Here is a 14,429-nt window from a genome sequence, read left to right as displayed (position 1 = left end):
GCCGCGCGGGAACGCGTTTGGGCAGGTGGCAGCCTAGGCCATGGCCTGGGGCACGACCTAGCCGAGCGGTTGCTCGGTCCAGATGGTCTTGCCGGTCGCGGTGTAGCGGCTGCCCCAGCGGTGGGCGAGTTGCGCGACCAGGAACAGGCCCCGGCCGCCCTCGTCGGTGGGGCGGGCGCGGCGCAGATGCGGTTGGGTCTCGCTGGGGTCGGAGACCTCGCAGATCAGCACGTCGTCCCGGATCAGCCGGACGCCGACGGGGCCGCCCGCGTAGCGGATCGCGTTGGTGATCAGCTCGCTGATGATCAGCTCGGTGGGAAAGGCGCTCTCGGTGAGGTCCCAGGCGTCCAGCTGTTCCAGCACCAGATCGCGGGCGCGGCCCACCACGGCGGGTTCGGCGGGCAGTTGCCAGTCGGCGGTGGAGTCGGGGGGCAGCGGCCTGACCCGGGCGATCAGCAGCGCCACATCGTTGGCCGGGGCGCGGTCGGGCAGCAGTTCGTCCAGCACCCCGCGGCCCGTCTCGGCGGGGGAACGCCCGTCCTCGGCGGCCTCGGTGATCTGCTGACTCAGCCGCGCCAGCCGGCTCGATCCCGTCCCCCGACCCCCGGCGTCGCCCCCGTCGTCCGGCTCGGCACCGCTTCCGGCACCGTTTCCGGAACGGTTTCCCGCGTCGTCTCCCTCATCGTTTCCCGCGTCGTTCCCGGCACCGTCTTCCGCTCCGTCCTCCCCGTCGTTACCGGCACCTTTACCGGCGTCGTCCCCGGTCGCGTCGCTGCCCTCGTCGTCCTCGGTCGCCTCGTCCCGGTCGCCGCCGTTCGGATCGGGACCGTGGCCGGCCAGTTCCTCGCTGAAGAAGGCCAGCACGCTGTGCGGGCCGATGCGCAGCGACATCGTCTCGAACGGGGAGCCGCCGACGCCGAGCGCCGGCCCCGGGCGCAGCGGCAGCACCTCGGCCGGCTCCCCCGGCTCGGCCATCAGCGGGGGCGTGCGGCCGGCGCTGGCCAGCGTGCACTCGCCGCTCACCGGGTCGTAGACGCAGTACAGGCAGGTGGCGCCGATGGAACCACGCTGCCCGCCCTCGTCCGTCGGCCCGAACTCGGCCAGTCGGATGGCCAGATCGTCCAACCGGGTGAGCAGTTCGTCCGGGGCCAGGTCCATGTCGGCGAGGGTCTGCACGGCGGTGCGCAGCCGGCCCATGGTCGCGGTGGCGTTGAGGCCGTGTCCGGCCACGTCGCCCATGACAAACGCCACCCGCGCCGAGGAGAGCGGGATCACGTCGTACCAGCTGCCGCCGATGCCGGCGGTGGTCTCGGCCGGTACATAGCTGCCAGCGGTGGAGCCGGCGCTGACCTCGAAGACGGCCGGTGGCAGCAGGCTGCGTTGCAGGGTCTCCAGGGTGCGGTGCTCACGGGTGTAGCGGCGTGCGTTGTCCAGGCTGAGTGCGGCGCGCGAGCCGACCTCCTCGGCGAGATCGGCGTCCGTCTCGCTGAACCCGGGGCGGTCGGGCGAGCGCCACAGGGCGAGCGTGCCCAGTACCTGGCCCCTGGCGCGTAGCGGCACCACCATCAGGGACCCAGGGGAGCTGGGCATCAGCAGCCTGGGGGGAGCCGCGTCGGCCGGTGGGTCCTCCTCGACCGGCAGGGTGCGCAACGCGGCGGCGGCGCCCCTGATGGCCTCCCCCGCGGTCTCGTTGTCGTCGTCGGGGACCTCGATCCGGAAGGTGCCGCCCAGTGGCTGGACCTCTTCCGGCCACCGTCCGCCGGCCTCGGCCACCGCGACCCGCCGCACCGGCACGTTCAGCAACGAGGTCGGGCCCGGCTCGTCGCCCTCCAGCACCCGCGCCCCCAGGTCGACGGCGGCGAAGTCGGCGAAGGGCGGCACCAGGACCTTCGCCAGCTCCTCGGCGTTCCGGGTGACGTCCAGCGAGGGACCGATCCGCTGGGCGGCGGTGTGCAGCAGCGCCATGCGGTGCTGGGTCAGATGCTGCTCGGTGATATCGGTGTAGATGCTGACCACGCCCAGCAGCTCCCCCTGTGAGTCCTCCAGACGCAGCGAGGTGACGGAGAGCTTGCGGGCCTGTTCGGGCGCCTGATGCGCCCGGTAGGTGTACTCCCAGTTGATCAGCGGGTCCCCGGTGCCGGCCACCCTGGACAGTTTCTTGGCGACCGCCCGGGCGTCCTCGGGGTCCATGATCTCGTGCAGGGCGACGGGCAGCGGATGGTTGAGGCCCAGCGTCTCGTCCTGGGTGGCCCAGTCGTTGGGGTCCGTGTTGAGCCGGGTGATCAACAGGTCGGGATCGTGTATCGACAGGCCGACCTGGTGCTGTGAGAACAGGGCCCGCACCAGCGCCTGGTCCTCCTCCTGCTGGCGGGCCGCCACCCCGTCCACCAGGACCACCAGCACCCGTCCCGGATCGCTCAGCAGCCGGGGGTAGATGTCGAGGCGCACCCCCGTGAGGTGCCCGTCGCGGTGTCGCACCGAGGTGAAGCGCCGGCCGGGAAAGCCGGCCAGCGCGGCGGAGCGGCACTCGGGGTCGGGGATCAGATCGACCAGCCGGTGGCCGGGCAGGTCCTCCGGCGGCACGCCGGTGAGCCATTCCGAGCCCTGGGACGTGGCCAGGATGTCGCCCTCGGAGCCCAGCAAGAGCACCACGACGGACTCACCGGGCGGCCGGCCAAGATCACCGGGTTGCGGGATCGCGCGCACGTTCCTCCCTCGGTCCGCAGGACGCAGCCCTCCCTCCCCCCACTCTCGCGGACCGCACGCCCCCCGGCGACTCCACGACTCCGGCGCGGATGCGCGACTGCTCCGTTCGGAGTGCAATGGACGGGAGGGAACGACCGTCAGGCGATACGCGAACGGGAGTGAAAGGGAGGCGACGATGACCGCTCCACGGCGGCTGCTGCGGGTGTTGCCCCCGGGCCATCGCGAGCGGCTGATGTCGCTGGCCAGCGAGGTGTCCTTCGAGCAGAGCCAGCGCATCTTCGAGGAACGGGGCACCGCCGACCGGTTCTGGATCGTCCGCTCGGGCACCGTGACCCTGGATCTGCGGCTCGCCGGCAGCCGCCCCACGGCCGTGTCCTCGCTGGAGTCGGGCGATCTGCTGGGCTGGTCGTGGCTCTTTCCGCCGTTCCAGTGGGACTTCGGTGCCGAGGCCCTGAGCCCGGTCCGCGCCTACGAGTTCCAGGGGCCCGAGGTGCAGGCCCTGTGCGACGAGGACCCCGCCTTCGGCTACGGACTGCTGCGGGTGATCGCGGAGATCCTGGCCTACCGTGTCCAGGCCGCCCGGGTTCGTGTCCTCGATCTGTTCGCGCCCCATGCTGGTCGTTAGACGCTTCCTCTGGCGGCTCGTCGGGCCGCTCGTCCGCCGGCTTGTCAGACGTGTCGTCCGGAGGCTTGTCGCACGAGCCGTTCGGCGGCTCGTCCGACGGGTCAGGGCCCGCCTCGGCCGTCAGGCCGTCGGCGGCGGGCCGTAGCCGCCTCCGCCCGGGGTGGTCAGCAGCAGGGCGTCGCCGGGGGCGAGGTCGGCGGTGTCGTTGCCGGCCAGCGGTTCGTGGGTGCCGTCCGCGCGGACGATCGCGTTGGCGCCGAGCGCGCCCGGTTCGCCGCCGGCCATGCCGTAGGGCGGGATCCGACGGTGGCCGGTGAGCAGGGCGACCGTCATCGGTTCCAGGAAGGTGATCCGGCGGCTGACCCCGTCGCCGCCGGGCCAGCGGCCCGCGCCGCCGCTGCCGGCGCGGATACAGAAGTCCTCCACCCGCACCGGGTAGCGCCACTCCAGCACCTCGGGGTCGGTGAGCCGGGAGTTGGTCATATGGGTCTGCACCGCGTGCGCGCCGGGGAACCCGTCACCAGCGCCGGAACCGCTGGCCACCGTCTCGTAGTACTGCACCCGGTCGTTGCCGAAGGTGACGTTGTTCATGGTGCCCGAGCCCTCCGCCTGGACGCCGAGGGCCGCGTAGAGGGCGCCGGTGACGGCCTGGGAGGTCTCGACATTGCCGGCGACGGTGGCCGCCGGATGGCGTGGGGCGAGCATCGAGCCGGGTGGGATGCGCACCTCGACGGGCGCGAGACAGCCGCTGTTGAGCGGGATGTCGTCGGCGACCAGGGTGCGGAACACATAGAGGACGGCTGCCAGCACCACGGAGCTGGGCGCATTGTGGTTGCCGGGCTGCTGCGGGGAGGTGCCGGTGAAGTCCAGCAGGACGCCCCGCGCTGCCCGGTCCACGGTGACCGTCACCTCGATCGCCGCGCCGGCGTCCGTCTCGTAGCGGTAGTGGCCGTCGTCCAGGGTGGCGATGATCCGCCGCACCGCCTCCTCGGCGTTGTCCCGCACATGACGCATATACGCCTGCACCACGTCCAGGCCGAACTGGTCGATCATGGCGCGGAGTTCGGCGATGCCACGTTCGTTGGCGGCGATCTGCGCGCGGAGGTCGGCGAGGTTGGCGTCCGGGCCGCGTGACGGGTAACGCGCGCCGGTCAGCAGCGCGCGGGTCTCCGTCTCGCGCAGCCGGCCGTCGCGGACCAGCAGCCAGTTGTCGAAGAGCACGCCCTCCTCCTCGACGGTGCGGCTGAACGCGGGCATGGATCCCGGGGTGATGCCGCCGATCTCCGCGTGGTGACCGCGCGAGGCGACCAGCAGGAGCAGCCGCTCGCCCGGCGCGTCGAAGACCGGGGTGACCACGGTGACATCCGGCAGATGGGTGCCGCCGTGGTAGGGGTCGTTGATGGCGTAGACATCGCCGGGGCGCATGGTGTCGGCGTTGCGGCGCAGCACCTCCTTGATGGACTCCCCCATGGAGCCCAGATGCACCGGGATATGGGGCGCGTTGGCGATCAGGTTGCCCCGGTCGTCGAAGAGCGCGCAGGAGAAGTCGAGCCGTTCCTTGATGTTGACGGAGTGGGCGGTGTTCTCCAGCCGGACGCCCATCTGCTCGGCGATGGACATGAAGAGGTTGTTGAAGACCTCAAGCCGCACCGGGTCCACCTCGGTGCCCACGGCCACCTTCGCCGGGCGCGGGACGACCCGGTCCAGCAGCAGATGGCCGCGTTCGCCGACGGTGGCGCGCCAGCCGGGTTCGACGACGGTGGTGGCGTCGGCCTCGGCGACGATGGCGGGGCCCGACACGGTGTCGCCCGGGCGGAGTTCGGCGCGCTGGTGGAGCGGGGTGTCGCGCCAGGCGCCCTCGGTCCAGACCCGGACGGTGTCGGCGGGGAGCGGCGGTCCGGTGCGGGGCGGCGCGGGCGTCAATGTGGCCCGGTGGCCGCCGGCTTGGCCGACCGCCTCGACCACGACGGTCGCGGTGACCAGGGGTTTGTCCATGGTGAAGCCGTAGCGGGCGGTGTGCAGCGCGGCGAACTCGGCGGCCATGGCCGCGACGGTGTCCAGCGGCACGGGCAGCGCCGCGTCGGTACCGGCGTAGCGCAGCTGCAGGCGGACGGTGTGGCTGATGGCGTCCTCGGGCAGGCCGTCGGCGCGCAGCCCGGCGCGGGCCTCGGCGATCAGCTCCTCGGCGATCTCCCTGACGTCCGCCAGGGCCGTGCCGGTCAGCTCGGTCTCGACGGACCGCTCGCGCAGCACCGTGGCGTCGGCGACGCCGATGCCATAGGCGGAGAGCACCCCGGCGAGCGGCGGGATCACGACGGTGGAGACGCCGAGGGCGTCGGCGACCTGGCAGGCGTGCTGGCCGCCGGCCCCGCCGAAGCTGGCCAGCGCGTACCGGCTGATGTCGTGGCCGCGCTGCACGGAGATCTTCTTGACGGCGCCAGCCATGCCGAGGACCGCGATGTCGAGGAAGCCGGCGGCGACCTCCTCGGGGCCGCGCGCGTCCCCGGTGGCCTCGGCGATCTCCTCGGCCAGCGCGGCGAACCGCTCCCTGACCACGGCCGCGTCCAGCGGCTGGTCACCGTCAGGACCGAACACCCGTGGGAAGTGGGCGGGTTGGATGCGGCCGAGCATCACCTGCGCGTCGGTGACGGCCAACGGCCCGCCGCGTCGGTAGCAGGCGGGGCCCGGATGCGCCCCGGCGGACTCGGGCCCAACCCGGTAACGGGCGCCGTCGAACCGCAGCAGCGAGCCGCCGCCGGCCGCCACGGTGTGGATGTCCATCATCGGGGCGCGCATCCGCACCCCGGCCACCTCGGTGCCGAGGACCCGCTCCAACTCGCCCGCGTAGTGCGAGACATCGGTGGATGTGCCGCCCATGTCGAAGCCGATGACCCGGTGGTGGCCGGCCTCGGCGCAGGCGCGGACCATGCCGACCACGCCGCCGGCCGGCCCTGAGAGCACCGCGTCCTTGCCCCGGAAGTGTCCCGCTTCCCGCAGCCCGCCGTTGGACTGCATGAACATCAGCCGGACGCCGGCGAGTTCGTCGGCGATCCGGTCGACATAGCGGCGCAGCACCGGGGAGAGATAGGCGTCCACCACCGTGGTGTCGCCCCGGGAGACCAGTTTGATCAGCGGGCTGACCTCGTGCGAGGTGCTGACCTGGGTGAAGCCGGCGTCGACGGCGAGCCGGGCGACGGCCCGCTCGTGCGCGGGGTGGCGGTAGCCGTGCATCAGGACCACGGCGGCGCTGCGGAAGCCGTCCCGGTGGGCGGCGCGCAGCGCCTCGGCGGTCGGCTCCTCGGCCAGCGCCCGCACCACGGTGCCGTCCGCGCCGATCCGTTCGGGCACCTCGATCACCCGGTCGTAGAGGGCCTCGGGCAGCTCGATACGGCGGGCGAAGAGATGGGGCCGGTTCTGGTAGGCGATGCGCAGCGCGTCGCGGAAACCGGCGGTGGTGACCAGCACGGTGGGTTCGCCCCGGCGTTCCAGCAGCGCGTTGGTGGCGACGGTGGTGCCCATCTTGACGATCTCGATCCGGTCGGCCGGGACCGGCTCGCCGGGCGCCAGACCGAGCATCCGGCGGATGCCGGCCACGGCCGCGTCGCGGTAGCGCTCGGGCGCGTGCGACAGCAGCTTGTCGGTGACCAGCCTGCCGTCGGGCCGCCGTCCCACCACATCGGTGAAGGTGCCGCCTCGGTCGATCCAGAACTCCCAGCGCCCGCTCATCGGGCCATCGTGCCAGCCCGTCGGCCGCCGGCCAACGTGTCGCCCGGGCGTCAGCCGGTGGCGCGGCGGGCCAGCCGGCCGCGCAACACCGTCTGTACGTCGGCGCGTTCCGCCGGGTCGGTGGCCAGCCGGCGCATCCGTTCCACCGCCCGGCTGTCGCCCGTGGTGGCGAACTCGGCGGCGAGCTGGCGGGTCTCCTCCTCGCAGTCCCAGAGGCATTCGACGGCCAGCCCGCTGGGGAACGCCGGATCGGTGGCGGCCAGCGCGCGGGCGGCGTGGCAGCGCAGCTGGGAGGAGGGCGTCCGCCGGTAGAGATGGCGCAGCACGGGGACGGCCGCGGTGACGCAGAGCCGGCCCACGCCCTCGACCAGGGGCCGCAGCTCCCTGCTGTCGGAGCCCCCGGTGCGCACCGCCCGCTGCAGGGCGGCCAGCACCCGGGGCGCGTCGGTGGCGCTGCCCCGGCGGGCCAGCAGCGCGGCGGCGGCGGTGCCCAGCTCGTCCCCGCGGACGGCCCAGCGCCGCGCCTGGTCGAGGGCCTGGGGGCCGGTCATCCGGGCGAAGGCGGCGAGCGCGGCGCGACGCACATCGGGGTCGGGGGCCGCCGAGGCCGCGTCGATCAGGCCGAGCGCCCGGGGGTCGCCGCGTTCGGCGAGGTGGCGCAGGGCGGCGGCGCGGGCCGCCGGATGGCCGCCGGCGGCGGCGGCCAGCAGCTCCGGCCGGTCCTGCGGCCCGGCGACGGCGGCCAGGCAGCGGGCGGCGGGGGCCTCGCGCCACTGGCGTGGGGTCTGTTCGTAGCCGTCCCTGGCCCAGGCCAGCACGGAGGCCACGCTCCAGCCGGGGCGGGGGCCCGTGGTGCGCAGCTGGCGCTGCCAGCGGTCGAAGTCGCCGCGTTCCAGGGCGGTGGCGAGCCGTCGTCGCTGCTCGGGGCGGGCCGGATCCTCGGCCCAGATCCGCCAGGGGCGCGGTTCGAAGGAGTCGCGGGCGGCGGCGGTGAGGGCGGCCTCGCCGTCCTCGGTGCGGGGGAAGCGCCCCAGGATGCCGGGGCCCAGGGCGCGGAGCCCGGCATCGGTGTCCCGGACGGCCAACTCATCAAGCGCCCAACGCCAGTTGGCGCCACGCAGCGCATAGGCGCGCAGCAGGCGCAGGGCGGGGCGGCTGCCATAGGAGACGAGGTGCCCGAGGACGGAGAGCGCGAGCCCGGTGCGCTCCTCCTCGCCGCAGGCGACGGAGGCGAGGCCGTTGTCACCGGGGAGGTCATTCTCGCCGGGAAGGCCGGCCGCGAGGTCGCCCGGGAGATCGTCGGGGTGGAAGAGATGGGCGGCGATCGCGTCGAGGCCGGCGTCCAGCTCCAGGTAGAGACGGGCGTAGTAGAGCGAGCGGTGTTCCAGCTGCCAGTCCGGGCGCGGGTCGTGCAGCACACAGCGCTCCAGGGCGGCGACGGCCTCCGCCTTGGGGGCGGCGAGGGCGTGCAGCCACCCGTCGCCGCGCCCTCGCTGGAGGAGCCCGAGGAGGGTTCCGCTGGGCGCTATGTCGGTTTCGGTCGGACTGGCGAACATATGAGTCAGCATCCGGTGCGGGGCATTCGGTGGCAACGGGATTTCCGTTGTTGGTGCTGCTTGCCGGTGAGAAAGGTTCTACACCTGTCGTGCCACCGTGCGCCCCCGTGCGGCGGCTGAATCTCTTACGGAGCGGGTAGGGCTGTGCAACAGTCTGGAGTCGTCCGCGCCGACAGCTCCGGCCGTCAGGCCCGACTCGCCGTATCGAGGATCAGCCATGCTCTCCTCCCAGAATCCCAAGCCCCCGGTGGACACACCACCCGCCGGGCCCACCCTCGACGACCTGATCAGCCGCGCCCGCCGGCTGCGGGAGGATCTTGACGCGGTCCGCCGCGCCGACTCCCGCACCACCGCGGGCGAGCCGATCCGTCGTGCCGCGTGGGAGTTGGCCGCCAGTTGGCTCGACGACGTGGGAGAGCAGCTGCACGAGCTGCGGAACGTGCCCGAGGCCGGGTTCCCGCCGGCCACGACGCCCAGGGTCGGCAGCGCCGAATGGAATCTGCTGACGGACGGCGCGGTCTGGTCCGAGGAGCTTTTCGCGATCTTCGACCGCCCGGTGCGCGAAGGGCCGCTGACGTTGGACCAGTTGCCCTCGTTCCTGCCCGCCGAGGATCAGCCGGCGCTGATGGCGGCGGTCACCGGCTGTCTGATCGACGGGCGGCCGATGGACTGCCAGTTCCGGATCACCCGCCCCGACGGCAGCCTGCGCACCGTCCGCATGGCGGGCGAGCCGGTGCTGGACGACGAGGGCGGCACGATCGCCCTGTGGGCCATGATCAGGGACGTCGACGAGGTGCCCCATCCGGTGCCGGTCCAGCGCCGGGGCGAGCGCGGGCCGCGGGGCGAGGGATCGGACGGCCGGGAGATCGGGCGGGCGCTGGCCGACGCCGCCAGGGCGCCCTGGCCCGGCGGCGGCGCGGACCAGGGGCAGCCGTCGGCGCGGGCCGGCGCCCTGGAGCTGGCCGCCCGCTATCTGCCGGCGGGACATGGCACACCGCTGACGGGCAAATGGTTCGACTCCCTCGAACTGCCGAGCGGAGGAGCGCTGTTGAGCGTCGGGGATCTGGCGGGCCGGGGCCCGGCCGCGGTCGCCGGCACAGCCACCGCGCTGGGGGCGCTGCGCGGCATCGCCCTCTCCGGGCAGCCGCCGGGCGCGCTGCTCGGCCATCTCAACCAGCTCCTGGACCGGGGGGTGCATCCGGTGCTCGCCAGCGTCCTGTGCTGCCACTACGACCCGGCCCGCCGACAGCTCAGCTGGGCGCAGGCGGGCCATCCGGCGCCGCTGCTCTGCCGCGAGGGCGCCGGCTGGGCGCTGCCCCGGCCGGCCGGCACCCTGCTGGGCGCCGTATCGGACGCCGCCTATGCGGAGCGGAGCGATCCACTCCGGCCGGGTGACGTGCTGGTCCTCCATACTGATGGGCTGTTTTCGGACATCCCGGCGCGGGGTGTCGCCGGCCACGCCGGGGACCATCGGCTGCTCGGCCTGGCCGAGCGGCTGAGCGCGGCCGGCAGCGCCGCCGAATGCGTCCAGCTGATCGCCGACGAGCGCGGCGAACGGGACGCGGGCGACGACGCCTGCGTCCTGGTCGCCAGAGTGACCGGCTGACCGCCCCCTGCCCGGGCGGCCCCCGTCACACCGCGCGCCCGGCCGTCACACCGCGCGCTGGGCCGCCGATGTCCTGGGCATCGCCTGGGACAGCTCCTCGCGCAGCTCCTCGATCCGGGCATAGCCGGCGTAGTAGCCGGTCAGCCGGTACATCCCGCTCAGCCGGTCCCAGGTGCGGTGGGAGGAGTTCTCGCTCACCGAGGCCAGCGCCAACCGCGCGTAACGGTCGGCCTGTTCGGGGTCGTCGGCGATGAAGCAGGCGGAGGCCAGGGAGATCTGGTCGAAGATCCTGGCCCGGCGCAGCTCACCGTCGCGCAGCGCCAGCGCCCGCTTGGCGTACTGCTCGGCCGGACGGGCCGCCGACGGATCGTGCTCGGCCAGCGTGCGGTAGGCGAGCGCCTGCATCCCGTACAGATCGGCCTCGTCGAAGAGCTGCATCCAGCTGGGCGGCGGCACATCACCCCGGTCGGAGACGAAGAACTCCTCGGCCTCGCCCAGTGTGCGGCGCATCGCCTGGCCGTGGCCCATGGACGCCTGCGCCCAGGCCTCGATGGTGCACAGCATCGCCCGGGTGCGGGGCAGCGCCTCCTCGCCCATGCCCGAGTTGGCCAGCCGCATCAGATCCAGCGCGTCGTCCGGGCGGCCCAGGTGCACCATCTGGCGCGCCGCCCGGGACAGCGCCTCGCCGGCGCGGGGCCGGTCACCGCCCTCCCTGGCGGCGTGCGCGGCGATCACGAAGTACTTCTGCGCGGTGGGCTCCATGCCGACGTCGTGGGACATCCAGCCGGCCAGCACCGCGAGGTTGGCCGCCACCCCCCACAGCCGCCTGCGCAGGTGCTCCGGATGTTGGTGATAGGCCAACAGGCCGCCCACCTCGTTGAGTTGGCCCACCACGGCCTTGCGTTGCAGCCCGCCGCCGCGCGCCGCGTCCCAGGCCCTGAACACCTCGACCGAGCGCTCCAGCGCCTCGATCTCCTGGGAGCCGACGGGCGCGGCGTCGTAGCGGTCAAGACCTGGTTCGTCGGAGGAGTCGAGGGCCCCGTGGGGGGGTTGCTCGTTCGGGGAGCCCTTGAGCCAGTCGTGCATGGCGTCGCTGAGTGCGGATCCGGCGGCGAGCGCGGCGCCCGCGCCCACCATGCCGCGTCGGTTGAGCATGAGGTCCATTCCCGTGAATTCGGTGAGGACCGCGGCCGTCCGCCAGGGAGTCCAGGGCAGTCCGTGGAGGGACAGCCGCTTCCCCGCGCTCCCTGGCCGGCGCAACCCGAGATCCTCGATGGTCACGACACGGCCGAGTCGCTCGGTGAACAGCGTCGCCAACACATCGGGCACGGGGTCGCGCGGGGTCTCGCCGGTGTCGATCCACCGCCGCACCCGCGAGGTGTCGGTGGCCAGCTGCGGGAAGCCCTGGGCCGCCGCCTGCCGGTTCACCAGCCTCGCGAGTTCTCCCTTGGACCACCCGGCGAGCCTGAATAGGTCCGCCAGCCTGGTGTTGGGTCCTCTGCTCACGTTCAAGCCCCCAGGATCTCGGCTGAGTTGACAGTAACCGCGTGGCCACCCCGACATGACAATTCGCCAGGGTTCGCCAGGGCTCGCCAGATGGTGTGCCACCCACGAAAGGGAGTGTTGTGTACCTCGCGCCACTCCGACCGGAGGGCTCGGCGGGCATTTCCCCAGGGTGCCCCGCCGAACCCGGCGGTCCGGTGGGGCGCTCCCACCGTCCGGCGGCACTGAAGGGACCTTGCCCGGATATGTACCCAGCACCCTCCCCCGTGGTCACCCGGCACCGTACCGCGCTGGGCGGAGCCCCCGGCGGCCCGGCCGGCGGCTTCGTCGAGGAGCGCGCCCTCCGGCAGCGGCGCGCCGGCCCCGCGCCGGCCGGCGCCCGGCTGGACCTGTCGGGGGTCAAGGGCGAACGGCTGCGCGGCGCGCTGGCGGCCGTGCAGCGGATCTGTCCCGATTTCAGCCCGGCACGGGTGCTGCGGGACGCCGGCGGCACCGTGGTGCTGGCCGGCATGGCGGGCCGCCGCGCCGCCGTCGCCAAGTGCGTTCTCGACGACGGGGAGGAGGGCACCCGCCTCGATCGGGAAATAGCCGCCAACCGTGCCTTCGTCCGGCATCGGCCGCCGGTGCGGCTGCCGCGCCTGGTCGCCGACGATCCGGGGGCCCGCACGCTGGTCACCGAGTTCGTGCCGGGGCGCGCCGCGTCGGCGCGGCGCCATCCCTCGGTGCCGCCGGCGGCGACCGACCTGCGCGCCACCCTGGCCACCCTGACCCGGCTGAACGCCTGGCGCCCGGCGCCGGACGCCTTCCCCGAGGCCATCGACTACCGCGCCCAGCTGGCCCGTTACCACGCCCTGGGGCTGCTGACCGACCGTGACCTGAGCGATCTGCACACCCTGCTGCACGATGTGCGCAGCCGCGCCAGGCAGGAGCCGACCCGGCAGTTCTGCCACGGTGAGGCCCTGTTATCCCATGTGCTGCTGTCGCCGACCGGCCCCGTCCTCGTCGGTTGGGGGGCCGCCGGCTGGTACCTGCCCAACTACGATCTGGCCACGCTGTGGGCCTCCCTCGGCGAATCGCCGCTGGTGCGGCGCCAGATCAGCCAACGCGCCCAGGCCGGCGGCCGGAACGCCAGGGATGCCTTCCTGGTCAACCTGATGCTGGTGCTCACCCGGGAGATCCGGCTCTGCGACATGGCGGTCCGCCGGGCGATGGACCGCCCCGGCTCCGCCTCCGCGGAACGGACGGCGGGCGGCCCGGCGTACGGTGAGGAACAACGGCTGCTGCTGCGGCGACTGCACGACGACTGGGCAACAGCCCGCCGAGCAGTCCGCGCCGCCGTCGGCACCCGCTGACCCCTGCGGGAAGGGTGGGCATGACGCTGCCGTCGGCGCTGGCGGATCGACTCGCGGCGCGCCGCGTCACCCATGTCGTGGAGGTCGGCGGCTCCTCCGTACAGAGCACATTGCTCACCCCCGAGGGGGCCATCCGCTTCACCGATGGGCCCCAACTCACGGACAATCCCGGGGTGTTCGGCCTCACCGCCCCCCGGCCTGGTCATCGACGGACGTGTCTGGGGCGCCACCCAGCTGGGCTGGGACGATGTGGCGGCCTGGCGCGAGCTGGGCTATCGGCGGCCGCCCGCCGTCTCGATGAACGACGCGCACGCCGCCGCGCTCGGCGAGTGGCTGCTGCGCGACGAAAGGCCCGCCGCGCTGCTCTACGCCGGGATCGGCACCGGTCTCGGCGGGGCGCTGGTGGTGGGCGGTCGGGTGGTGACGTCGTTCGACCTCAGCCATCGCACCGGCTTCGGCGACGGCGTCTGTCACGGCTGCCGCCGCAGGGGGTGTCTGAACGCGGGGGTCGGCGGGGAGTATCTGCCGCGTCGGTTGCTGCCCGCCGACCGGCGGCGGATCGTGCGACTGCTCGCCTCCGCGATCGCCGGTGTGGCCGAACTGCCGCCGGAGACTGTCGTCGTACTCGCCGGCGGACTGGTCCGGCGCACCCATCCGGAGCTGGTCCCCGCCCTGCGCGCGGCCCTGCGGGGTGCCTTCCCCGTCGTGGCCTCGGCGGCCCCGCCGGAGGCCAAGTCCGCCGCCTACGCCGGCGTTCTCCACCGCCTCGCCGAACGGCCACCGGGCGGCGGCAACCGATAAGCCGCCCTGCCCGGCCCGGGAGGGCTCAGCGTTGGAACATCTCCGCCGGGAGTGGTTTGAGCAGTTGGTACAGCTCGTCCGTGATGGGGCGCTCCCAGCTGGCGATGGTGACCAACACCCCGTCGTTGCGGTCGAACTGGACGCAGGAGATCCGGCTCTCGCTGCACAGCACCCGCCGCACGATCAGCAGGTTCCCGTCGTGCATCACGGGCACCTCCTCCGTTCCCGTGCAGCTGACCTCCTCGTCCAACTCCAGCGCGGAGAGCAGCTGGTGCACCTCGAACGGGACATCGTCCTCGTCCCGTTCGCGCGCCGGGGAGCCCTCCGGGAGGTTGCCGATGACCATGGCGGGGCCGCGTCCGCCGAAGAGGTCGTAGCGCAGCACCACGCCCTGGCAGCTTCCGTCCGGCGCCGGCAGCAGGCCGGCGCCGAGCACCCCGGGCCAGTCCCCCGGATCCATGGCCAGCACGTCGAAGTCGGGCCCTGCGGGGGATGCTGCGTTGCGGCGGCGGAGGAAGGACATGCCCGCCATGGTACGTGGGCCCGGCCGGGCG

9 protein-coding genes are annotated in these 14,429 nt (G+C 73.7%); 4 read left to right on the top strand and 5 right to left on the bottom strand.

The features are described from left to right. Window positions 1–57 precede the first annotated feature (57 nt). Window positions 58–2,652, bottom strand: coding sequence for a SpoIIE family protein phosphatase (locus tag AOM46_RS26565; protein ID WP_158920689.1), 2,595 nt, complete (start codon window positions 2,650–2,652; stop codon window positions 58–60). A 229-nt stretch (window positions 2,653–2,881) separates the two neighbouring features. Here AOM46_RS26565 and AOM46_RS26560 point away from each other — a divergent pair, with 229 nt between their 5' ends. Beyond that, on the top strand, window positions 2,882–3,331 hold the full coding sequence (locus AOM46_RS26560; protein WP_062215935.1) for a cyclic nucleotide-binding domain-containing protein: 450 nt from the start codon (window positions 2,882–2,884) through the stop codon (window positions 3,329–3,331). Window positions 3,332–3,451: 120 nt separating this feature from the next. Here the strand turns inward: AOM46_RS26560 and AOM46_RS26555 are convergent, their stop codons facing one another. Continuing rightward, window positions 3,452–7,057: a hydantoinase B/oxoprolinase family protein gene (locus tag AOM46_RS26555; RefSeq protein WP_062215933.1), complete on the bottom strand. Its 3,606-nt coding sequence runs from the start codon at window positions 7,055–7,057 to the stop codon at window positions 3,452–3,454. A 50-nt stretch (window positions 7,058–7,107) separates the two neighbouring features. Further along, on the bottom strand, window positions 7,108–8,613 hold the full coding sequence (locus tag AOM46_RS26550) for a hypothetical protein (protein ID WP_062215931.1): 1,506 nt from the start codon (window positions 8,611–8,613) through the stop codon (window positions 7,108–7,110). 217 nt (window positions 8,614–8,830) lie between these two features. Between AOM46_RS26550 and AOM46_RS26545 the strand changes: the two genes are divergently transcribed. Next, window positions 8,831–10,219: a PP2C family protein-serine/threonine phosphatase gene (locus AOM46_RS26545; protein ID WP_062215929.1), complete on the top strand. Its 1,389-nt coding sequence runs from the start codon at window positions 8,831–8,833 to the stop codon at window positions 10,217–10,219. A 45-nt stretch (window positions 10,220–10,264) separates the two neighbouring features. Here AOM46_RS26545 and AOM46_RS26540 read toward each other — a convergent pair whose 3' ends face one another. After that, a complete protein-coding gene (locus AOM46_RS26540; protein ID WP_062216282.1) occupies window positions 10,265–11,725 on the bottom strand; it encodes a hypothetical protein in 1,461 nt (486 codons plus the stop codon). Window positions 11,726–11,967: 242 nt separating this feature from the next. On the opposite strand from AOM46_RS26540, the gene AOM46_RS26535 reads away from it, so the two are divergent. Together AOM46_RS26535 and AOM46_RS26530 are read left to right on the top strand one after the other, a co-directional pair. Beyond that, window positions 11,968–13,074 (top strand): aminoglycoside phosphotransferase family protein, encoded by a 1,107-nt coding sequence (locus AOM46_RS26535; protein ID WP_062215927.1) that lies wholly within the window; start codon window positions 11,968–11,970, stop codon window positions 13,072–13,074. 144 nt (window positions 13,075–13,218) lie between these two features. Then, window positions 13,219–13,875 carry an ROK family protein gene (locus AOM46_RS26530; RefSeq protein WP_062215925.1) on the top strand — a complete coding sequence of 219 codons (657 nt, stop codon included), beginning with the start codon at window positions 13,219–13,221 and terminating at the stop codon, window positions 13,873–13,875. Between the two features lie 25 nt (window positions 13,876–13,900). Here the strand turns inward: AOM46_RS26530 and AOM46_RS26525 are convergent, their stop codons facing one another. Next, entirely contained in the window at window positions 13,901–14,398 is a 498-nt protein-coding gene (locus AOM46_RS26525; protein ID WP_062216279.1) for a hypothetical protein, read from the bottom strand. Window positions 14,399–14,429 lie beyond the last annotated feature (31 nt).

Origin of the sequence: Streptomyces sp. NBRC 109706, from assembly GCF_000974485.1 — a bacterium.
Lineage (GTDB): Bacteria > Actinomycetota > Actinomycetes > Streptomycetales > Streptomycetaceae > Streptomyces.
The sequence above is the reverse complement of the archived record's forward strand: the minus strand, read 5'-3'. Positions and strand labels throughout refer to the sequence as shown.